The 21,345-nt window shown below is 37.0% G+C and carries 20 protein-coding genes, 1 pseudogene and 1 riboswitch; of the genes and pseudogenes, 4 read left to right on the forward strand and 17 right to left on the reverse strand.

From position 1 onward, the window contains the following. Positions 1 to 131: 131 nt before the first annotated feature. From tnpA to CYTFE_RS0108950, 4 genes are all read right to left on the reverse strand, one after another. On the reverse strand, positions 132 to 380 hold the full coding sequence (gene tnpA / locus CYTFE_RS29400) for an IS66 family insertion sequence element accessory protein TnpA (protein WP_235208381.1): 249 nt from the start codon (positions 378 to 380) through the stop codon (positions 132 to 134). A 788-nt stretch (positions 381 to 1,168) separates the two neighbouring features. Further along, positions 1,169 to 1,696 (reverse strand): CHAP domain-containing protein, encoded by a 528-nt coding sequence (locus CYTFE_RS25765; protein ID WP_200871480.1) that lies wholly within the window; start codon positions 1,694 to 1,696, stop codon positions 1,169 to 1,171. 3 nt (positions 1,697 to 1,699) lie between these two features. Then, complete coding sequence (locus CYTFE_RS25770; protein ID WP_052343102.1) at positions 1,700 to 2,110, reverse strand: hypothetical protein; 411 nt, start codon at positions 2,108 to 2,110, stop codon at positions 1,700 to 1,702. A 1-nt stretch (position 2,111) separates the two neighbouring features. Beyond that, positions 2,112 to 2,309, reverse strand: a complete 198-nt coding sequence (locus CYTFE_RS0108950) for a hypothetical protein (RefSeq protein ID WP_027471524.1) — start codon at positions 2,307 to 2,309, stop codon at positions 2,112 to 2,114. 105 nt (positions 2,310 to 2,414) lie between these two features. On the opposite strand from CYTFE_RS0108950, the gene CYTFE_RS25775 reads away from it, so the two are divergent. After that, positions 2,415 to 2,675 carry a transposase gene (locus CYTFE_RS25775; RefSeq protein ID WP_044262699.1) on the forward strand — a complete coding sequence of 87 codons (261 nt, stop codon included), beginning with the start codon at positions 2,415 to 2,417 and terminating at the stop codon, positions 2,673 to 2,675. A gap of 31 nt (positions 2,676 to 2,706) precedes the next feature. Next, positions 2,707 to 2,982 (forward strand): hypothetical protein, encoded by a 276-nt coding sequence (locus tag CYTFE_RS0108960; RefSeq protein WP_027471525.1) that lies wholly within the window; start codon positions 2,707 to 2,709, stop codon positions 2,980 to 2,982. 274 nt (positions 2,983 to 3,256) lie between these two features. Here the strand turns inward: CYTFE_RS0108960 and CYTFE_RS0108965 are convergent, their stop codons facing one another. The 3 genes from CYTFE_RS0108965 to CYTFE_RS0108975 all read right to left on the reverse strand — a co-directional run bounded on the left by CYTFE_RS0108965 (position 3,257) and on the right by CYTFE_RS0108975 (position 5,298). Further along, on the reverse strand, positions 3,257 to 3,880 hold the full coding sequence (locus CYTFE_RS0108965; protein ID WP_027471526.1) for a hypothetical protein: 624 nt from the start codon (positions 3,878 to 3,880) through the stop codon (positions 3,257 to 3,259). A 345-nt stretch (positions 3,881 to 4,225) separates the two neighbouring features. Next, positions 4,226 to 4,453: an RloB domain-containing protein gene (locus CYTFE_RS31880; RefSeq protein ID WP_027471527.1), complete on the reverse strand. Its 228-nt coding sequence runs from the start codon at positions 4,451 to 4,453 to the stop codon at positions 4,226 to 4,228. 200 nt (positions 4,454 to 4,653) lie between these two features. Then, entirely contained in the window at positions 4,654 to 5,298 is a 645-nt protein-coding gene (locus CYTFE_RS0108975) for a DUF6629 family protein (protein WP_027471528.1), read from the reverse strand. A 115-nt stretch (positions 5,299 to 5,413) separates the two neighbouring features. On the opposite strand from CYTFE_RS0108975, the gene CYTFE_RS0108980 reads away from it, so the two are divergent. Next, positions 5,414 to 5,911 (forward strand): ribonuclease HI, encoded by a 498-nt coding sequence (locus CYTFE_RS0108980; RefSeq protein WP_027471529.1) that lies wholly within the window; start codon positions 5,414 to 5,416, stop codon positions 5,909 to 5,911. A gap of 50 nt (positions 5,912 to 5,961) precedes the next feature. On the opposite strand, the gene CYTFE_RS31885 is transcribed toward CYTFE_RS0108980, so the two are convergent. The 10 genes and pseudogenes from CYTFE_RS31885 to CYTFE_RS25790 form a co-directional block, all read right to left on the reverse strand. Continuing rightward, positions 5,962 to 7,302: a right-handed parallel beta-helix repeat-containing protein gene (locus CYTFE_RS31885; RefSeq protein ID WP_407689941.1), complete on the reverse strand. Its 1,341-nt coding sequence runs from the start codon at positions 7,300 to 7,302 to the stop codon at positions 5,962 to 5,964. 738 nt (positions 7,303 to 8,040) lie between these two features. Next, positions 8,041 to 8,754: pseudogene (locus CYTFE_RS31890) on the reverse strand (carbohydrate binding domain-containing protein); the annotation flags it as partial. Positions 8,755 to 8,868: 114 nt separating this feature from the next. Continuing rightward, on the reverse strand, positions 8,869 to 9,696 hold the full coding sequence (gene thiD / locus CYTFE_RS0108990) for a bifunctional hydroxymethylpyrimidine kinase/phosphomethylpyrimidine kinase (RefSeq protein WP_027471530.1): 828 nt from the start codon (positions 9,694 to 9,696) through the stop codon (positions 8,869 to 8,871). 147 nt (positions 9,697 to 9,843) lie between these two features. Then, the gene (gene thiE, locus CYTFE_RS0108995; protein ID WP_027471531.1) at positions 9,844 to 10,479 is read right to left on the reverse strand and encodes a thiamine phosphate synthase; all 636 of its coding nucleotides are present in this window, start codon (positions 10,477 to 10,479) and stop codon (positions 9,844 to 9,846) included. Next, positions 10,469 to 11,137, reverse strand: a complete 669-nt coding sequence (gene tenA / locus CYTFE_RS0109000; protein ID WP_044212383.1) for a thiaminase II — start codon at positions 11,135 to 11,137, stop codon at positions 10,469 to 10,471. Before tenA ends, thiE begins: the two co-directional genes overlap by 11 nt. Then, the gene (thiM, locus tag CYTFE_RS0109005; protein WP_027471533.1) at positions 11,130 to 11,927 is read right to left on the reverse strand and encodes a hydroxyethylthiazole kinase; all 798 of its coding nucleotides are present in this window, start codon (positions 11,925 to 11,927) and stop codon (positions 11,130 to 11,132) included. Before thiM ends, tenA begins: the two co-directional genes overlap by 8 nt. Before the next feature lie 90 nt (positions 11,928 to 12,017). Beyond that, positions 12,018 to 12,112: riboswitch (TPP riboswitch) on the reverse strand. 53 nt (positions 12,113 to 12,165) lie between these two features. Then, on the reverse strand, positions 12,166 to 13,368 hold the full coding sequence (locus CYTFE_RS28605) for a FecR domain-containing protein (RefSeq protein ID WP_052343104.1): 1,203 nt from the start codon (positions 13,366 to 13,368) through the stop codon (positions 12,166 to 12,168). A 139-nt stretch (positions 13,369 to 13,507) separates the two neighbouring features. Beyond that, entirely contained in the window at positions 13,508 to 14,080 is a 573-nt protein-coding gene (locus tag CYTFE_RS0109015) for an RNA polymerase sigma-70 factor (protein WP_161636239.1), read from the reverse strand. 113 nt (positions 14,081 to 14,193) lie between these two features. Further along, on the reverse strand, positions 14,194 to 16,392 hold the full coding sequence (locus tag CYTFE_RS0109020) for a T9SS type A sorting domain-containing protein (RefSeq protein WP_027471535.1): 2,199 nt from the start codon (positions 16,390 to 16,392) through the stop codon (positions 14,194 to 14,196). Positions 16,393 to 16,412: 20 nt separating this feature from the next. Then, a complete protein-coding gene (locus tag CYTFE_RS25790) occupies positions 16,413 to 18,929 on the reverse strand; it encodes a glycoside hydrolase family 2 TIM barrel-domain containing protein (protein ID WP_044212381.1) in 2,517 nt (838 codons plus the stop codon). Positions 18,930 to 19,326: 397 nt separating this feature from the next. On the opposite strand from CYTFE_RS25790, the gene CYTFE_RS28610 reads away from it, so the two are divergent. Further along, positions 19,327 to 21,111 carry a carbohydrate-binding protein gene (locus tag CYTFE_RS28610; protein ID WP_052343105.1) on the forward strand — a complete coding sequence of 595 codons (1,785 nt, stop codon included), beginning with the start codon at positions 19,327 to 19,329 and terminating at the stop codon, positions 21,109 to 21,111. Positions 21,112 to 21,345 lie beyond the last annotated feature (234 nt).

Genomic DNA, 21,345 nt, shown 5'->3' on the forward strand with positions numbered 1-21,345 from the left:
AATGGTACTTTCGTCAACCTGAATATAATCAGATTTTAGAACAGTTTCTTTTAATACTTGCGTGTTTATATTATCCCTTAGTAGCATCTTGGTGCCATTGGGAAATACGAATTCAATGGGAGCATCATTATTTAAAGTAGGCTTACTCTTGATGATAGATGGACTGGATTGGATTGGTTATTCGTCGCTAACGGATTACTGTCAAATTCTAGTGGAACAAAGCTATCTGGCTCATGTGCTAATGCCTCTTCCAATTTGTTTCGCCAGTAATAAAAAGTGGAAGGAGCCAGATCTTGGTTGGTACAGAAATCTTTTATGTTCAAACCTGATTCCTGGTAATCCTTATACAAACGCTTAAATGTAGTTAATGTCATTCTCATTTTTTGCCATCAAAGAAACAGCTCTAGTATGAAGGTCGCAATATGTGAAAGACCGAAGACTTACCTTCTTCTGAAAAAGGACGAAATAAATTATTTGATTTATAATCGTTTAAATCGCTCAAAAGCTCAGTTCTAACACTACCAGAGTTTCGCCTTACACGCAAATTAGTACCCATAAAATACTAAGGCATTGAGTATCCTCTTCTATATTTTATTTTTCAGGGTTCGAAGACCGTCAAAACTCTCCCCGTCTACAGATACACTTCTCGAAGTTACCACGGGTTCACGCTTGCGCATTTACTCATGAGTCAACCAACCTCGGGGCAAGCCCACGAGGCATAAAGTTGAAAACTAAGTTCAATAACGAGGCAAGCCTCGAGGAATTATACCTTTTGGCTGCGCCAATAAATATTCTTATAGAATTTGTGATTGTTAATTCGGCTTGGTCATTTGAGCATACCGAGCTTCAGCGAAGATCCTCACAGGCTTTACTGTCGGCAGTTCTTCTAAATGAACAGCAATTATTGCCATAAGCGAACGCAGAGCCAAGTTTACTTGGGCTATGCTGAGCGAAGCAATAATCTTTTAACAAAATTATTTAGGTAGGATTTACACCTACTGAATTACCACAGCTTCGTGGCACACTAACGTTGGTACTATGCAGCGTAGCTTTGTGTTACGCCTGCGGCAAAGCTATGATGTATGAGCACGTGTTACAAAACGTTACTTTTTTCTCAATCTACCTAGTATACTATTGTCTAATATATTCCATTTAACTTCTCCTTTTTCTATTTTGAGTTTTTTCTAGTATTTCCCAAAGTTCCTGAATTCTGTTGTATTATTTCAATAGAACCATCACTCACTTCTGTTATAATAGCAACATGACCATATTTATTGAATATGTTACTGTCAAAAATAATTATATCATTAATTTCAGGTCTTTTTATACTAGGATTACTAAATTGTATTAAATCACGTTTTTTATTTAATTCATTGTCTTTTAGTATTTTGTCATAAAAATCTTTGGCATGACCATAGCTGTCTGGCATTTCATGTTTTAAATATTCTAAATAATACCTTTTAACAAATTCTACACATTGATATTTTAATCCGATATTATAACCTGTTTTTGAAATATTACGACCACTATCATTATTGACCCCACCATTATGATAGACTATTATTCCATTAAAACTATCTATTTCTTCACCAATATGGTATTTCCGATTTAAGTTCAAGTTTTTTAAAAGCCAAAAGGATAATATTCCTAATATGAATAACGAAATTATAGTATACTGGAATTTAATATTAAACATATTTTAATGTAAATTTTTACTTTTTGATTTATAAAAATAAATACTTAGTATTAAAATTGTTAAGCAAGTGATTATAGATACTGTAGAGTTTTTCAATGAATAATATAGTATATCCGAACTAGAAAATGTTGACCAGCATGCATATCTGTAAGTAAACTCATTTTTATTAATAAAAAACCAGAAAATACATAAAGATACAGCAATGATATAAAGCTTAAAACTTGATTTTAATAATAGAATAAAAAAGATAACTAAAAATTGAATACCCATAAATTTAAAAATTGCCTCTGTAACACAACTTTTAGCGTCAATGCAAGATAATCCATCAGGAAGAAACCAATACATTTGTAATGCGCCAAATATGGCACACAGTAAGCTAATTGTTAATGCATTTTTAATTTTTTCTTTATACATTTTATTGAGGTTTATAAGTTTCATAACTACTTGAAATTCCTTTAGGAAAGTCTCCAGCTTTTACTGGTAAATATGCGCCTGTTAAATTCCAAATAGCTCCATCAATTTTCTTCTCTGTAGATATATATGTAGTAAACAAACTCATATCATTTGGGTCATCAACAAATACATCTTTTATGTCTGTTTTTAGGTTTTCCACAAATAATTCTCCTTTATTATTATCTGAAATGTATGTGTCTCTATGATTTTATATTAGCCCGTAATAAAACCGAGCAGAAAAATAAACAATTAAATTTGTACTGCTATGGAAAAAAAGACACGTTTTACGACAAAAATCAAAACAGAAATTGTTCTGTCCTTGCTTCGAGGAGAAAGCATGGAGGCTGCAAGCCGTAAGTATGGAGTAACGATCGCCGATCTGAGTTTTTGGCGTGATCAGTTTGTTAAGCATGGTGCTGATGGATTTAAGCGCAAGCCCGATGATTCTAGACTAAAGGAGGCCGAACGTATGATTGGTAAGCTGCAAATGGAGTTGGAACTCACAAAAAAAAGAACGAATTGGTAGCAAAACTAAAAAGGAGATAATCGCCTTGTTGATGAAAGAGGTTTGCTCTATAACGCAAAAACCATATCCAAAGCGACTTATATTTAAGGTAGTGGGTTATAGTAGTAGCACTTGGTATGAGAAACCAGTGGCAAAAACAGGTAAACGAGGTAGAAAACCCCTTCATAGTGATGAGACCGTCTTGCATGAGATCAAGGTTGAAATTCAGAATAGTGTATTTAAATCTGAAGGCTATTTCAAGGTTAAAAAGCGCATGCAAAGAAGGCCTAACAATGCCAATACCCCTTTCGTAGATCCTTCGGTATAACAAATCACCGTCGGACCAGTTTGTCCGACACAAAAATAGAAAAAAACTAAAAAAGTGCTCGGTTTTTAAAGGCCAATACAGTTGTTCGGCTCCTTTTATACAGGTTCGATGCCTGTGTAAAAGGAAAAGGTATGCCTTAAATAAAGCATACCTCAATGCAAAGAAATCTTCGGTATAATAATCACCATCGGTCGCTGTTCGGCAAGAATAAAGTTAGAAATTAATTCTTTAAAAATGTTTGTTTAAGTCTTAGAATTCGATTGTGGCTAGTACTTTATGATATCCAAGTCGGAATAACCTCAGTAATTGTCCAAATCCCATCCTGTTTCTTAAGGTATATAATGCTTCCTCCCCCTCCTAAGCTAGCATATGAGTGTCCTATTTCAAAAATTGCTTGAGTTTTGTCATCATTATAAGCAATTCTCGAAAAACGAATTATGCCATTAGAATTCTCATAGTCATTATAAAATTCCTCCCAATCTCGATTCAAGTCTTGACTATCAAACACATATGATAATTCTTCTGAAGTTATCAAAATTATTTCTTTTGTTTCATCATGGAATTGTTCTCCAAAGTTTACTGAGTTTTCGTTTAAATCACCATGAGTTTTAACCAAAATTGTATCAAAATCTTGGTGGTTTTCAACTAAATAATCATAGAAGTAATTATCGTAGTTTAAATCAATACTTGTTTTTGTAGCTTGCGCAATTACAATTTTTTCGGATGAATACATTTCCTCAATTACTAAAGAATAGATATTATAATTCTCATCTGAAATCAAGTCTGCTTGTTCTAAAGAAAATTCAGGTTTGATTTCCTTATCAGTTTTTTCACAGCTTTGGGTTAGTAACCCTATCACAAAAGTACAGGATATGTAAATAATCAATCTCTTATTCATGAATTTGGTTTTAATTTATATTTCATTCAACTTATCTATGATGCATAAACTTAGTAATGGTTGCTTTGTATTAGCCAAAAACGTTACGCGTATGAGTAGTGCGGAATTTAACCCACAACTGCTTCAAATAACTACGTAGCTAAAATTACGATTTTACAGGTAACTTTCAAATTTTAAAGCTTGTCAAATCGTAGATTTGGCGGAGCTCAAAAATCGACAAACCGTCATAAATACAGCTGAATCCGCATTACTTATTACGCATTGTAGGGGTATGTGCTATATTTTTCTTTTAAGCGAGTTATCAAATTATTTATTTGAGTAAAATTAAATAAAGGATTGTCGCTTTCATTTTTTTTCTGTTTCTAACCTCGTCGCATATTGTTTCGCTAATTCACAATCTCCAATATTGTTTAAATATTCATAAAGGTCAATTGATTTAAGGAATTTAGTAGTTTTCTCATAATTAGGAATATGTCGTTTTAGAGGAACACTCACTTGATTATAGTCAAGATACGCTCTTGATGAATAGTTATGTAAAAAATGAAGTAAAAACCAGAGTTCAATGCATGGCATTGTTTGGCCCTGTATGATTTATAATGGGTAATCATACAGGGCCAAAGAATCAATCTATCCTCTCCATACAGAAACAATATTTTTCATTTTATGAACAATTTCAAGTAAAACATAGAAGTTCTCAATTATAAAAAATCATATTCAAGAACTCTGATCTAAAGGATATCTTCCATTTAGTGAGAATTGTGACACTTCTATATTTAACGAATCATTTCTCTACGCTTTAAAATTAAAAAGATATACATACTCAATATGGCGCCAAACAAGCACCACACCGAAATCATATATTTAAGATAGAAGACTTTTGCGATAACAAAAAAAAGTAACATCAAAAACCCCAAATAATTAATATGCCTGTAACTTGAAAACACAAATGGAAAGGCTGCAGGTAACAAATAAAAAATACCACTCCACCAATTGGTACTTTTAAAATGACCTACCGTATAAAAAATATGCTGATGATCTATTTGCGCTGTTACATCATAAGCAATCATCCGGTACCCCAAAATAAAAAACAATACAATCCCCAGGAACAGAGAAGCCCCAATCAACCGCTTTCGTTTTTTATTATTTTCGATCATCAAAGTAGAGAAGGGAACCCAGACAGGCCATATTAATTGGGCAAATATCAGAAAACCAAAGGTAGCCAATGGTGTCCATGAAGCATATTCCGTATTCTCCAATGCCAACCACAATACACCTTCAAAAAACTGCTGTATCCCGAATAACAGAGGTATCATTGCCAAAAATAACTGCTCCTTATTCACACTCTTACGTATAGCCATTACTCCTACTGTAGAAATTACAGCACTTGCACCAAAACTTACTTCCGCTGAAAAACACATCTTCTAATTTTTGGTGCTTAAAATACATAAAGAAAACTAAGTTTCACCATAAAAGTCCCTTGTTATACAATGAATTTCTATATTCGCATCCATGTATTATACGATGAAGTAGGCTATGGAAAAAATATTACTCTTTATAGATGGTAGTTATAATCCGGAAACACATATTGGTTTCGGCGCCTATTTACTGGTTCGTGAACCAGTAACAGAAACAAATGAGCTTAAAAAACATATCAAAATAAAACGTTTTGACGACACCTCATCCACTCAATTGGAATTAAAAAACCTTTTATGGGCCTTGTCCAATAAAAATTGCGCAAATCATAAGATCATAGTCTATACAGATTCTCAAAATATTATCAATCTACCCGATCGGCGTCACAAACTTGAACAAAAGGGCTACATATCTAACAACAACACCTACCTAAAAAATTACAAACTATACCAAGAATTTTACCGACTCGTCGATCTCATGGATTGCACATTTATCAAAATAAAAGGTCATGTCCCCACCAATCAAAAGAAGAAGATAGACAGATTATTTTCGCTGGTTGACAAGGCTTCTCGAAATGCTATGCGTGATAAAAGCAAAGTGGATAAACTCAATAAATAGTCATAAGTACAAGAATCCAGAAGAAGAGCCAAACAAGCTCTAAAGGTTAACTACAACTTAATAAATTTAGTTCCCACTTGCAGATGAGCATTTTTAAAAACCATAAAAAAGCATCCTGCAGGCAGGCCTGAGATATCTAATCGCACTTGAGCACTATATTGATCTACCCAACCACTTTTAACTTTAGAACCTGATGGCGAATAAATTTCATATAAAAAGTTCCCCCCTGTCAGATCACCGGTTTCAATTATTAAGAAGTTCCCTTTAACCGGGTTAGGATATATATTCATATTTACCTCTTCCAATGAACCAACACTTACATTTACACAACCTTTGTCATCCACTTCTTTACCCGGTTCAGTATTGGGGCATTGGTCAATATCATCACTAACCCCATCTCCATCAGTATCCAGTTCCGATAGATCCGGATTCACCGAACAGTCATCACCTGGCAAGCCATAGCATCCAAGCTTATTGGGACCTTCTGCAAGCAACCAATTGGTACCTGCTGTCCATGCAGTCGTTCCATATTCATAAGCTCCCACGTCTGGATTATCCCCTACAAAGCCATCTGTAATTCCATCAATTACTCTCCCGTAATCAATGGCACTACTACTCGCTTTCAGGGTTAAATCACCGGCGTCAAGGTCTGTAAAAGGATTACCTACCGTCACACTCAAATTATTTTGTTGGTCAGATTGCTCCTCCCACTCATTATTATTGGCCAGGTTATTCCAGACTCTCACATTTGAAAAAGCGGTACCATCCATATGCCAGGCTCCCATGGCACCTTCCCCCTCCCATAACGTATTATTAAAAATATCAATATCTGTTCCATTCCAATTAATTTGAATACTATTCCATTCTGTATTCCAAACCGCATTATGATGCACCGAAAAAGAAGAAGCATCATTATCCAGGTAAATACCGGCAGCCTTATGTAAGTCTCCTCTTGACTCCGTATCATGAAACCAGTTATGATGGATCTCGGCATAATGAGGACCTCCAACCGTATACAACAAACCACAATCGTCCGCTATTAAATTACTTCGATAAATATTATTATAAGCTATCTCACTGTTAGCATTAAACATTTGAATGCAATCACGACCGGCATTATAAATGGTATTATTCTTTAAAGTTGTGTATGAACCTCCCCGCAAATTCACAGGACAATCATAATTTCCCAAAAAATCAAAGTCGTGAATAAAACAATTACTAATCGTGGTATACGCACCAGCATCTCTAATCCCAGAGGCAGCTCCAAAAGCAATCTCACACTTATCAATTGTATTATACGAACCTTCTATATTAACACTCTGTTCATTGGCAGAGAAATTATTAATGACCCCTTCTGTAAAATTTCCGTAGTACGACGAAACGCCACTCACCAAATTATAATTGGCATTACCGGTCATTTCAATAGACCCACCAAAGACCGCCATATTTTTAATATGTATATAACTTTTGTTGTTCAAATTAATACATACTTTTCGCTTACGAACTTGTATTTGTCCATCTTCAGGCATTTGTCCATCAGGAGTTTGAAGATATAAAGTATGACTAGCTTCATCCAGAAACCACTCATTGGCATAATCTAAGGCTCCTTTTGCTCCTACCAAAAAGAAATCGCCCAACCAAGCTGGTGGATGCTGACCTCCCAACCACGTAGGACTATCGGGTAAGTCAAAAGTCACACTATTGGTATTATTTGATGTTATCCATGCTCTCCAGGAAGTCCATCCACTACCACCCTTATCGCAGTAAAAAAATAAATACCCCCCATCAGACCAGTCGATATTCTGAATGCCCGGACTATATTCCAAACGGGCATTACTGACAACGCTACCATCAGTACCACCTGTATTACGCAGGGAGTTTAATACAAATGGATCTTTATCCGTTTTATTGGGCCAACGAGCAAGCTGGCAAGCATCTGCCCCATTCATCACAAAGTTATTCTGTCCCAAAGACCAATCCACCGTCGTTTTATAAACACTCCCCTCATCCAACTCCCAATCTCCTACCTCCTGCATGGCAGTCAAAATCACCTTTTCACCTGCAGCCGCCTGAAAAACAATAGGTTTTTCGGCCGTACCAGAGCTAGCAGGCGCTAAGGTCTCTTCATAAGTACCTTCCTTAATGGTAACCACATCTCCAGCTTTTACCATGGATGCAGCCTTTGCAATAGTAAGAAACGGGCTATCTTCTGAACCTACATTCGCATCATCACCCACTTTACTCACATAATAATGTTGAGCTTCATGGGCTTCATCAACCATATCCGTAGTCAAAACAAAATGATCCAGATAAATGGTACTTACATTACGAGCCAAACTAAGAGATAAAGCAAGATGATCAAAATCGGGCTCTCCCGCCACAACAGATGGAGTGAAAGAATACGCTATCTTATGCCAGTTTCCATCCCCTTGAAATGTGATATCTGTAACACTAAAGACAGTCCCCCAAGCAGCACCATCCATATTGGTATGAGAATAAACAGACAAATCAATAGACTCTTCATTCCCCGAATTACTGAATATATAAAAACTAAGGTGATACTCTTCATCCGTTGATAGGGCCAAATTCTGTTGACGAAAAAAAATCTTTCCCGCATCCGCATCCGCAACAGAAACTGTGGCCTTCGCAGCCTTGCTTCCTTCCTGGACAAATTCATCTGTAATAACAAAAGAAGCCGAAGGGCCACCCCATGATCCATATACCCAATCACTTAAATCAGACTCAAAGCCTGGGTTTTTAAGAATATTCTGTGCAAATCCAAATAATGGATTTATAAATACGAACAATAAAAATATAGAACTTTTAAATAGTAGATTTTTCATTCACTTTGATATTTTACAAATAATTCATTGTAAAAATATCATGTAAAGTCATCGGTCTACTAAAAAAATTAGTGTCAATTTAGGGGTGATATTGACAAAAACACTTTATGTCTATTATTTGGATGAAAGAAGTATATTCCAATAATCATAAAAATGTTTTACCGGCCCATGCCCCTTACCTATCTGGTAGTTTGCACCTTCGACAATGGCATTATTGACATAATCTTTCGCCTTACAAACAGCTTCATTAAGATCATACCCTCTGGCTAGAAATGCCGATAATGCAGATGAAAGCGTACATCCAGTTCCATGCATATTATTAGTTAATATGCGTTTTGATTTCAATTCAAGTGTTTCATTATTCTCATAATTATAAAAAACATCTATCAAATCACGATCATGCAGATGCCCTGCTTTTAACAAAACCGACACCTTGTATCTTTTACCAAGCTGCTGAGCCCGTAGGGGAAAATCATCCTGATGTAATATTTTTTCGCCCAATAAAATCTCGGCTTCCGGTAAATTCGGAGTAATGACTCTCACCGCAGGAATCAGCACATGTTTCAGTGTCTCAATAGCCTCTGATTGCAACAATTGATTACCAGAAGTAGCCACCATTACCGGATCCAGCACAATGTTTGTAATTTGAAACCTACCAAGTACCTCTTGAACCGTTAGAATGGTTTCTGAATTATGTAACATCCCTATCTTTACACAATCCGTACCTATATCTCCAAGCACCGCTTCCATCTGTTTTTTCAAGGTATCAATAGGGATAGGATGTATATCTAATACGCCCACCGTATTTTGAGCGGTAATAGCCGTAATGGCCGTTGTGGCAAAACAACCGCATGCCGATATGGCTTTAATATCAGCCTGAATACCTGCTCCTCCTCCGGAATCACTACCAGCTATTGCCAGTACTCTATGATAACTTTTCATGTATTTAGATTAAACTTTTTAATGGTCATATGGATCTGAAAATTTATTATTCACCAAATTTTATATTCAAAGGTGTTCATAAATACCGCGTATTTCTTTTTCCTGTATATCTAGTTATTGTGCTGGCCATGCCAGTTTCATGTACAATTACTTTTCATGATGAATAAGAGAGGCAAGACGAAAGGCTGCTTCCTGCGGGTTCTCTTGTGATACAATAGCTGACACAACTGCTATCCCATCTACTCCGGTCTTCATCACACTTTCAATATTCAAACTATTCATACCGCCAATAGCCACCGTTTTATGCTTAGTAATACCAATAATCTCTTTAACTCCAGATAACTCCAGAGGCTTATTGATATCTTGTTTTGTACGAGTAGAAAACACAGGAGACAGTCCAATATAATCAACATCCAGCTCATTGGCCTCTCGTGCCTGTGCAAGATTTTCTACAGACAAACCTATTATTTTATCCTTCCCCATCAATCTTCGGGCGACCGCATAAGGCAAGTCACTTTGACCAATATGCAAACCATCGGCCTCAACGGCCAATGCAATATCTAACCTATCGTTGATGATCAAAGGAATATTCAATGGTCTCAATAGTCCCATCAGGGATTTGGCCAATTCATAAAACACACGTGACGAAACATCTTTTTCGCGTAACTGAACAATGGTAACGCCACCCCTCACAGCCTGTTCCACAATATACTCATGCGTTCTACCTCTCGACAACTTTTGGTCCGTCACCAGGTAAAGACTTAAATCCAGGTTATCTCTCATTCAATGGCCATTTTTCTAGTTTATAAGCACTGTCCCAAAACATATATTCCATCCGCGAAGCCATAACGTAAGCTTCCGTCATTTGTTGACGTATTACATCAGTCGTATTTTGTGCCAAATCGTTACTTATCTGCTCTGCTTGTTTGACTGCCAGCGTAAACTCCTCTCCTCCATAGGTATTAATCCATTGTTGATAAGGATTATTCACATTGCATTGATTCTCTTTTATATAATTACCTATCTTTCCGTATATCACAAAACAAGGCAAAATAGCAGCCACTGCCACCTCTATAGGTTCCATGGCCAACTGTTTATGCAAAAAAGAAGTGTATAATAAACAAGCAGGCGAAGCTTCCGAAGTTTTATAAGCCTTCAATGTCTCCTGATATCCTCGGTGTAATTCTTGCTCCACAAAAACGGTATCTGACGCAAATTTCAAAAATAGACTACGCTGTTTTGCATTCGACATACGAGCCCCAATACCAGCCAAAACCCTTCCATATTCACCCAGGTAAATAGAATCTTGGTGAATATAAAAGGAGAATTTCTCTGACGCTAGGGTTCCGTCCATTAACTCTTCAATAAACTTGAGTTCCGTTATCTTATTATAATGATAAAGAACCGTATTCCAAGCTTGATCACTCCAGCGCTTATTCATGTCGTAACCTATTTACAATTTCATCTGCTTGCAGACTATAAAGAGTATCTAAAAAATTAATTTGCATTGATCCCGGTCCTTTAGACTGTTTAGCTGCTATTTCACCTGCTATACCCATAATGGCCATCGCACTAACAGTAGCCACAAATAAATCCTCTTCAGCTCCGGCAAAGGCGCCACATAAAGCACTGGCTGTACAGCCCATACCTGTAACCTTTGCCATGATGGTATTTCCGTTATGAATACACACCACTCTATCACCATCGGTTATATAATCCGTTTGGCCGCTGATCACAACAATAACATTCATTGATTTTGCCAGTAATTTAGCCGAATCAAGTGCCACATTAGACGATACGGTGCTATCCACACCTTTTGTTTTCGCATTAGAATTGTACAGCGCCATTATTTCCGATGCATTACCCCTTATTACAGAAGGATTACAATCTTTAAGTATTTGCTGTGCCACCTCAATACGATAAGGAGTGGCACCCACACCTACCGGATCAAAAATGACAGGAATACCTTTTTCTTTGGCTTTTTTACCGGCCAAGATCATGGCTTTTACCCAGCTATCACTCAATGTACCCATGTTTATTACCAGCGATGATGCTATCCCAACCATATCTTCTACCTCATTGATTGCATGCGCCATAACAGGCGATGCACCAATGGAAAGAAGGGCATTGGCTGTATTATTCATTACCACATAATTGGTAATATTATGAACCAGCGGTGCTTTTGTCCGCACTTTAAGTAAAGCCTCCGTTACTTGATTTGTCTTTATCATGAGATTTATTTTATTGACACCAATAGTCACCTAACAAAAAAGCCGTCTCGTAAAATACGAAACGGCTCATATATAAATAAAACTAGTATTTAAATATCAAAACCATTTCCCTACGATGTCATTATACATTTCAGGTTCAAGGGTATTATCTCAGCCTATGATAAAAGGCACCCCTAATAGTTATTGATGCAAAGGTAAATAAAAATATAATATACAATAATTATAAGTACTATTTCAACTACTCAATTGGGTCTGGATATACCTCATCAGGATAAGCTGTCAGTGTATTTCCCGAATTTCCTTGTTCTATTAAACCGACGGGCAGATAAATATGTTTATTCCAATCAACACCCGGATAAATAGCACCCATAACACTTGCAGTCCTGCCACTTCTAACCAAATCAAACCAACGATCACCTTCACCTGCAAGCTCAACTCTTCGTTCGTACCAAAGCACATCTAAAGGACTTGAAAAGCGTTCCGGATATTTAGCAATCAAATCAGCTACGCCATCGAAGTCTCCGGCATTCATACCAACATGAAATTTTTTCGCAATAACAACATCATCTTCCACACGATATACCGACTGAAAACTAGACTTAAGTATCACGTTATCAGCATCTCCAGCCTTTACTTTAACAGATCCCTGTACAAGGGTAGTTTTAATATCTGCTTCTTCAGGATAAGATGAAATATTGAACTGAGTTCCTAAAACCTGTACAGTATGATTATTTGAAATAACGATGAATGGACGTTTAGTATCTTTAGAGACTTCAAAATAGGCTTCTCCTGTCAGTTCAACAACTCTTTGTTTGTTGGTAAAGGAAACTGGGTAACGAAGTGTAGTTTCAGAATTCAACCACACTTTACTCTTATCTGACAACTCAATAAAAAATTCTCCTCCTCTGGGAATCTTGAGAGTATTATAAACTAATTTATCTGTTTTTTGGTGGCCAGCAACATAAAACAAGCCTTCCTCGGACTGTTGCAGTAAAGTTTGCCCTTGCTGCACCTTTATAGCAGACTTTGTTGTCAAACTTTTAGTTGTACCATCCTGTAATATTAATATGGCTTTTTGCTTACCTGATTTAGATTCTGAAGTAATATCTTTTGCAATCAGTTCATCAGACGTATGCCAATCTTTTTGGAGTACATACGTAACCGTGCTAAAAATAAATAGAATAACAGCTGCCGCAGCAATACGTCTAAAAACAAGTTTCCTAAAGATTCTTGACCTGACCTTTTTTAAAGCAATTTGACTATCTACAGGCTTTTTTGAAAATGAGGAACCATATTTATGAAATGCTTCAGCATCATAAAAAAACTTAAAATGCTTTGCCGAAGCGTTTAACCATTTTTGCAATTCTCTATCTTCCTCTGCAGAGGTAGTTGAAAAGATTTTTTTCCAGATAATGTAAAAGTCGATATGTGATTTCTGCATTTTGACTGTTTATTTTGTCGTATGACGACTAACAAATCAAAAAGGACGACAAACATCTTAACTTTTTTATACATTTTTTAATAAACCCATACATGAGTGCAAATAACACAACATACTGCTGTAGCAAAATCCTCCTAAATTACAATAAAAACAACAGGGCACAATCTGGAATAAGCACTCGCAACTTGCGTTTTCCTCTAGCAAGTTGCGTTTTTACAGTAGAAACCGAAATTTCCAATTCGGCAGCCACTTCTTCTATCTTAAGCTGTTTATAATACCTCGCCTTAAATACTTTGGACATTTCAGGCGGCAATTTGTCAATAGCTTCTCTGAGCTGCTGTAAAGAATGGCTGTTATCAATTTCTTCATCTGAGATATTGATTACAGCTTGAATGCACATAAGTCTATATTTATCCTTCACCTTACGTGACTTCAAATAGTCAAAACAACGATTTCGAACCGCTGTAAAAAAATAAGTTTTAAGCGAAGTTCGTAATAGGAGCGACTTTCTATTTTCCCATAGCCAAACAAAAAAATCCTGCACAACATCCTCACTCACCTGATGATCGAACACATAACCTTCGGCAAAGCGAACTAATCTTTCATAGTATTCACTAAATATATTTTCAAATATCTTTCGATCTCCTTTTCTTAAGCCATTCAAATCTTCTTGACTTACATTAAACTGTCTATCATCGATTAAGACCTCCATAGCAGATATCATTTAGTGAAATTGCGCATTTTAAACCCATAAAATAATGACTATTACATCAAAACACAAACATATAATTGCATTGTCAAAAATAGTTTATTCTATTTACAAGCTCAGTACACCAATAACTTATTGGTGTACAAATCCTTACCAGTAACCAACTGAACAATAAAAGTCCCACTCATTAAATCCTCAATTGAAAACTTATTATCACCAACAGAGGCCTCTACACTCTTTTTTAGTCTACCATCTAAACCGATAATCTCTATCACCCCTTCTTTATTCGAAGAAACAGTGATCTCATGATCTGAGGGGTTTGGAAATATGTTGAGTTTATTTTTATGATACTTTAAATTTCGCACAGAAACATCATCTCCCATTTTAGCTCTCAACACAGCCGCTCCTACACCACCCGATTTTCCATCTGGAAAATTTACCTGAATAGTATTATTCGTTTTTAACAATGAACCGGGTACCTTAACTATTTTTGTAGTAGCATAAAAATCTCCAGTCAGTCTATCGGCACAATCTTCAACAGGCGCAAGTAATTCAGTCCCGTTAAAATAAATTTTCACCTCTTTGCTATTCGCAGCCTTTCTGCTAATACCAATACGTAATTCGGCCTCCTTAATATATTTGTAATCCAATGTACGAATAGAAAAATTTCGACTACCAGAAAACTGCACACCAATATCTGAAGCACTGGAATAGTACAACTTAACAGGTATTTCCTCCTCTTCAGGCACTTCTGATGAATAATTGACAAATACAGCTACCGACTCCTGTCCTCCAATCTTTAATGCAGACAAAGAAGCAACTGTTTCCTCAATCATTTCGGGTCTAAAGTCTTCTTTTCTCCTTAATCTTCTAATTGATATTTCACTGGGCGTTTCTACAAATTGCTCCACATGAACATCTATTGCTCCCTTCTGATTACTTTGGTTATGAAACAATAATATCAGCTGACGATCCGACACAAAGGCATGATGCTGTATATCAGTATCATCGCAATAAGTCTCCACTCTTCGTCCCTTTACTCCTTTAAAAAACTTATAAAAATCTATCAATCTCGATTCTCTCCAAACCGAACTGTTTTTGTCAAAATTTTCTTTTACCAACAAGCTTGAGTAATACTCGGTGTTCCAGCCAGCACTCTCCAATAAAATAAAAGGAACAGATTTTAATACCACATGGGGATGGTTCATATAAGTCATGGTATTGGCAATAGCACTATTCACCATAATAAAGTTATCTATATTCCGTTTTTCCATTTCATAGTCAAAACCCGAACCAGGAAAATACAGCTGTCCTAATTTCTCAAGTGCGTAGTCTCTATTATTGACATCGTTAATATAACCGCCATGTTCACTGGTTAAGTATTTAAAGTCATGTCCTGCATTATTACAAAAAGCGGCACATGCATCCAACACACCTTCCAATGGTAAACCGGAGTTAATGGATCCCACAAAGTCATTGGCATCGTCATCCCAATGCATATAATCGTAAGAATGAAAGGAATAAAAATCCAATTTAAAGTCGGTATTACTCATGAAATTAGTAATTCCGCCTAGGTTTTTATACTCATTTTTATGGTAATTACTAACCGAAGAACACGGACCTCCTATTTGTGTATTTACACCTTCAGCCACCACCTTTTCCTTGGTTTTCACATGCAGGTCAATAAAACGCTTATCATCAAAATGTTTCCAATGTGGCTCATTCATCAACTCATAATAAGCAGGACGTTGAAAATCCGTATACCCATATTTTAATATAGTAGCGATTAACTCTGCTGCAGAGGCAGCATCCGCAGGGTATTTATGTCCATTACTCCCCTCAACCGTATACAAGTCCATATAATCAGGATACGGATCTGAACTTTCGTGACACACCACATTCTGATTATCTCCGAATGCTGCTTGTAACATGTTCATCCCCTCATCATTCAACCCGGCTTTCTTGTTTTTAAAATAATCCAAATCGGTATACCCCTCTCTTGAAGCATCTTCTTTCAAAGAATTACCCCAATATGTTTCACCTTTCACCATACTTAATTTTCGACCTACGGTTATACCTAGCTCATTGATATAGTAGTCGGCCATGTTTTCATCGTAATTCAATACGCTTTTTTTAAGCTCTGCTGCAGTAGTGGCCAAATTAAAATATTTTGCACGACTTAACTCTTTGTGCCCTTCAATGCTTAAGGAAACAGTTGGGGCAACATAAACACTAATCTGTTGTTGGGCAAAACCTGTCAAACCAAGGGTTGATGTTAACAGGATACCTGCAATTTTTTGTAGATTTTTTTTCATTACTCTTATATTTCTTCCAATTAATGAATTTCTAATTCAATACGCTTTGTTACTGCTCCCATGGTTACAGCAATCTCCGCTTTTCCTTTCTCGCGTGTGGACTGTAAAATCATCAAACACCTACCTTCCGAAGTAATCACTTGTTGACTTTGATAATCCTGAACACTGCCCGGCGATCCATTATCAACACCCAATAACTTAACCGGTCCTGAAATATCAAATTTTACTTGACGGTTAAAATGCCTTACTGGGGTAACATCCTTATCAATCAGTTGAACCTCTACATGTGCCACATCATACCCATCGGCCACCAATTGTCTTTTATCTACTTGAATGGAGACATCAACAGGGTCTTTGGCTGTTTTTATCACACTCTCCGCGCTACCATTGACTGCCTGCGCTTTTATTTCACCCCCTTTATAAGGCACAGCCCATTTTAATATATGATCATTCACCTCCGAGAGTTTTTTCACTCCCTGAGACGTTCCATTCAAGAATAACTCAACAGCTTCTTGGTTTGTATATACCTCAACAATAACAGTATCTCCTTCCATGTAATTCCAATGCCTGTTTACTTCCTGCCATCCCCACTTTTGTCGCTTAGACCAGTCCTTTACTTTTTCGTCCAGCTGCTGGTCATTCTTTAACAAGTACGGTGATTTACCAATGGTTTGCGTGCATATAAAAACATGTGGTTTTTTATTCCAAAGACTCCTAAACATATGGTAGGATGGTTTCTCAAAACCTGCAAAATCCAAAAGGCCACTTCCACTACCTCTAAAAGGCCACTGATGAGATTCTCCCATATAATTGATACCTGTCCACATAAAAATACCTGACATATAATCATTTTCCACTACCGGTTTCCATTCATGATATCTGGTCCAGTTCTCCGTCCCTAATATGACCTTATCAGGATAATTTCTGCGACAATAATCATAAACAGAATGACGATAACTCAAACCAACAATATCCAGAGCATCTGCATAGCCCGAAAACATACTAACAGATGGAATCACCAGATTAGCTGTCACTGGACGACTTGTATCTAAGCGCTTAATGACAGAAGATAACTTATGGGCTGTTTCCACCAATATATCCTGATCGCTTGATTGGTAAAACAATTCTTTTATTTTTTCAATGGACAATGGAGGTTCATCCCAATAATAATTCACATCACCCACCTTCGTACTTCCCCAATAACCTGTTGCATTGCCATATTTAGGAAATGTCCATTCTATTTCATTCCCGATACTCCACATGATAATAGAAGGATGGTTTCTGTCACGCAGCACCATATTGGTCAAATCTCTTTCCGACCACTCATCAAAAAAATACGTATATCCCTTTGTTTCCTCATCTTCCGATTGCTGGTTATAATTATTACGCTTATCCTTTGGATTTTGGAACTCATCAAAAGCTTCATCTTGGACAAGAAAGCCCATTTCATCACAAATATCCAAAAACTCTTCCGAAGGGGGGTTATGTGCGGTTCTGATGGCATTACAGCCCGCTTGCTTGAGTATTCTCAGTCGTCTTTCCCAAACGCCTCTAGGCACAGCTGCCCCAACCAGTCCCCCATCATGGTGCAAGCAAACACCCTTCAGCAAGGTCTTTTTTCCATTTAAGAAGAAGCCTTTTTCTGCATCAAAATGAAAAGATCTGATCCCGAAATTATTTTCTACAACATCACACACCTTACCATCAACCAATAATTCTGTAACAGCAGTATACATATTAGGATCTGTCACATCCCAGAGCTTCGGATTAGGGACTTTTACACTTAAGAACAAAGTCCCTTTGTCCCTTCCTTTGGTTATTGTATTCACATCACTTTTGTTGGAAGCCACAACTTTCCCTTTAAAATAAATAGTATTCTTGATTTTAAAATCGCGCTTAACATCATCGAGAACGTAATCACAAGCGAGCTTCACTTCAGCCTGTTGCTCCGATATATGAGGTGTGGTAATAAAAACACCCCATTGTGGTATGTGTGACTTATGGACAGTTACCAACTTTACATTCCTGTATATCCCAGAACCCGGATACCATCTACTATCTAAAAAAGCGCTTCTATCAGCCTTTACTACAATGACATTCTCTTCCCCATACCTAAGATGAGGAGATAGAAGATAACTAAAAGGCGCATAACCATATGGTCGCTTCCCCAGATAATGCCCATTAATCCAGACTTCAGAATTGGTGTAAATGCCATCAAACTCCACCCAGCTCATCCGATCCTTAAAAAACAAGGGTACATGAAACTTTTTCCTGTACCAACCGATGCCTCCCGGCAAAAATGCGGTGGCTCCACCTGTATTTTCTTGTGTAAAGGAATGTGCCACACTCCAGTCATGAGGTAGTCTTATATTTTCCCAGGCACTATCATTATAATTCACTTCAAAAGCCTTTGCCTCATCTCCCAAGTGAAACTTCCAATCAAAATTAAAATCTTCTGTAATTCGCACTTTTTCTACACCTGTGCATCCCAGCATAGCCAAAGAGAATATCAGTCCAACAATTGCATTTTTTATCATCTTAGTTATCTTTTAATCCACTAAATTATACTTTGTATAGGGATTGTCCATCCAAAAATTCATGCCAATAAGGGGGACATTTTTAATGCATAAAAGTCCTGAAAATAAAAAATGACTCACCCGTCTTTACCTATCTAAAAACAAAAAATATCCCCCTTCGCCATAACAAAAAGCAACTTTTTACACAACCCAATTACACAAAGACATACAGCACAATTAGTTATCACACACAACCTATATTTGTATTTTTAAGACACCCTCACACAGGATTAGTTTACATATATTTACTATTAGTCATTTATAAACATGAAGCTGGCATGGTCAGTGCATGCAATTGGTCACACAGATGAACAATTGAATTGGCACTGTTTATTAAAGTTTCGCAAATTTTAATTTCATGAAAAAAATTATGCTTTTTGCAGTACTCTCTGCAGCAATGCTATCCAACGCACAAGAATGGAGCAACTATCCGATTCCTGCAGATCCTGGCGCTGGAAAAAAATGGGTCATTCAGTCAAACGTATCTGATGACTTTAACTACACCTTTAATGAAGAATCAACCAAAGCAAATTTTGGTGATGATAAATGGTACAACTTCTACCACAACGCCTGGGATGGTCCCGGAACTACCTATTGGCAGCACAACCACGTATCCGTCAATGGAGACAATTTAGTAATAAGAGCCTCCAGAAATACAAGCACCACAAAAATGGGCGTACCCGGAATTAACACAGGCTGCATAACTTCTAATTCTAAAGTTATTTATCCGGTATTTATAGAGGCTAGCATTAGTGTATCAGATATTACCTTAGCCTCAGATATTTGGTTGCTCAGTGGAGATGACACGCAAGAAATTGATATGATTGAATGCTATGGAGGAGAAGATAATAACAATGCTTATTATGCCCAATTCATTCACTTAAGTCACCATTCATTTATTCGTGACCCATTCACGGACTACCAGCCCAAAGATGCGTACAGTTGGTGGCCCAAAAGTGGTGTTACATCGTGGGGTGATTATTGCTGGAATTCAGGTACCAGACGCTACGTAAGAATTGGAATGAATTGGAAATCACCATTCCATTTTGAATATTATATTGATGGCGAATTAGAAAGAGTAGTTTATCAAAATGCTTTTGCTTCAAAAAGAGACGGAACCTGGTATTATACCTACCCAACGATGTCGAATGATGTACTTGTATTTGATGCCAATGGCAATCAAGTAGTTAAACAATATGCCACAAGTGCACAATATTCATTTGCCACCTTAGAAGCTGCCAGTAAAGCTTCCTCTGTTAATGCGATAGATGCCTACTATTTCCAATACGGCTACGGTATGCATAAAGAAATGGATATCATCATAAACATGGAATCTCAGAACTGGCATGTCAGCGCAGGTCGCACTCCTTCCGATGCAGATTTAAGTGATGCGTCCAAAAACAAGATGTTAGTAGATTGGATTCGGGTTTATAAACCAGAAGATATTAGTACCGCAAGCTCTGTAACAATTGAAGCAGAAAGCTTCACAAACACAGGCGGATCGTACAATGATGCGCCATCGGGCGGAACAGGTTATGGTGTAAATAATGCGGGCTCCATAATAAATTATGTGAATAGTGGTGATTGGGCTGAGTATTCAATCTCAATTCCTGAAGAAGGTACTTATGAGATAAACTACCAAATAGCAGCACCAGCAACAGGTGCAACCATTCATTTTGGAATGGGAACCGAAATTTGGAACACCACAGACGTACCCAATACAGGAGGTTGGGGAAGTTATCAAACGCTAAAGGCCAGCTCAGTAGCTAACTTCACGGCAGGCACTCATCTTATCCGAATAAGCGCAGGTGGAAACACATGGGCCTGGAATTTGAACAACTTTACACTGACTAAAGTCACTGCTCTTAAAAGCTCATCAATAAAGGATGATATGCAGGAAAAAGGAGAAGAAATGAATGACATGATATTTCCCAATCCAGCAACTGGTTATATCTATGTACACATAGAAGATTTGGTAAATACTCAATTACTTTCAAAAATATTTGACACTGCTGGAAAGGTGATGTTAACACAACATATTCCAACCAATACAAAATACCAGTTAGACATTTCAAAACTCACCAAAGGTGTGTATTTTATCGAAATAGAAAACCATAAAATTTCTAAATTAATTGTTCAATAAATAAACCGCCTTACTGCCTTCTTATTGGCAGACTGAATAAGAACAACTAACATAATCAGGTAGATGGTCAGAGAGATAAATATATGATCTCTCTGATGCATCTTCCAGACCTTCCTCATACAGATTCATGCCGAGGAGGCTTCTCCATTACATGCTTATAACAATCTATTACAACAACCTTATTACGAACCATATAAACAGCATTAAAACCAAATAATGCATCAGAACTTCACA

It is taken from the genome of Saccharicrinis fermentans DSM 9555 = JCM 21142, assembly GCF_000517085.1.
In the GTDB taxonomy this organism is placed as follows: domain Bacteria; phylum Bacteroidota; class Bacteroidia; order Bacteroidales; family Marinilabiliaceae; genus Saccharicrinis; species Saccharicrinis fermentans.

Coding starts and splice junctions, on each gene's coding strand:
- CYTFE_RS0108980 (WP_027471529.1), top strand. CDS start 5,414: ATGGAAAAAATATTACTCTTTATAGATGGTAGTTATAATCCGGAAACA.
- CYTFE_RS25775 (WP_044262699.1), top strand. CDS start 2,415: ATGGAAAAAAAGACACGTTTTACGACAAAAATCAAAACAGAAATTGTT.
- CYTFE_RS0109015 (WP_161636239.1), bottom strand. CDS start 14,080: ATGGAGGTCTTAATCGATGATAGACAGTTTAATGTAAGTCAAGAAGAT.
- CYTFE_RS25770 (WP_052343102.1), bottom strand. CDS start 2,110: ATGTATAAAGAAAAAATTAAAAATGCATTAACAATTAGCTTACTGTGT.
- CYTFE_RS25765 (WP_200871480.1), bottom strand. CDS start 1,696: ATGTTTAATATTAAATTCCAGTATACTATAATTTCGTTATTCATATTA.
- thiM (WP_027471533.1), bottom strand. CDS start 11,927: ATGATAAAGACAAATCAAGTAACGGAGGCTTTACTTAAAGTGCGGACA.
- CYTFE_RS0108975 (WP_027471528.1), bottom strand. CDS start 5,298: ATGTGTTTTTCAGCGGAAGTAAGTTTTGGTGCAAGTGCTGTAATTTCT.
- CYTFE_RS0109020 (WP_027471535.1), bottom strand. CDS start 16,392: ATGAAAAAAAATCTACAAAAAATTGCAGGTATCCTGTTAACATCAACC.
- CYTFE_RS25790 (WP_044212381.1), bottom strand. CDS start 18,929: ATGATAAAAAATGCAATTGTTGGACTGATATTCTCTTTGGCTATGCTG.
- thiD (WP_027471530.1), bottom strand. CDS start 9,696: ATGAAAAGTTATCATAGAGTACTGGCAATAGCTGGTAGTGATTCCGGA.
- CYTFE_RS28610 (WP_052343105.1), top strand. CDS start 19,327: ATGAAAAAAATTATGCTTTTTGCAGTACTCTCTGCAGCAATGCTATCC.
- CYTFE_RS31880 (WP_027471527.1), bottom strand. CDS start 4,453: ATGCCATGCATTGAACTCTGGTTTTTACTTCATTTTTTACATAACTAT.
- tnpA (WP_235208381.1), bottom strand. CDS start 380: ATGAGAATGACATTAACTACATTTAAGCGTTTGTATAAGGATTACCAG.
- CYTFE_RS0108960 (WP_027471525.1), top strand. CDS start 2,707: ATGAAAGAGGTTTGCTCTATAACGCAAAAACCATATCCAAAGCGACTT.
- CYTFE_RS28605 (WP_052343104.1), bottom strand. CDS start 13,368: ATGCAGAAATCACATATCGACTTTTACATTATCTGGAAAAAAATCTTT.
- CYTFE_RS0108965 (WP_027471526.1), bottom strand. CDS start 3,880: ATGAATAAGAGATTGATTATTTACATATCCTGTACTTTTGTGATAGGG.
- thiE (WP_027471531.1), bottom strand. CDS start 10,479: ATGAGAGATAACCTGGATTTAAGTCTTTACCTGGTGACGGACCAAAAG.
- tenA (WP_044212383.1), bottom strand. CDS start 11,137: ATGAATAAGCGCTGGAGTGATCAAGCTTGGAATACGGTTCTTTATCAT.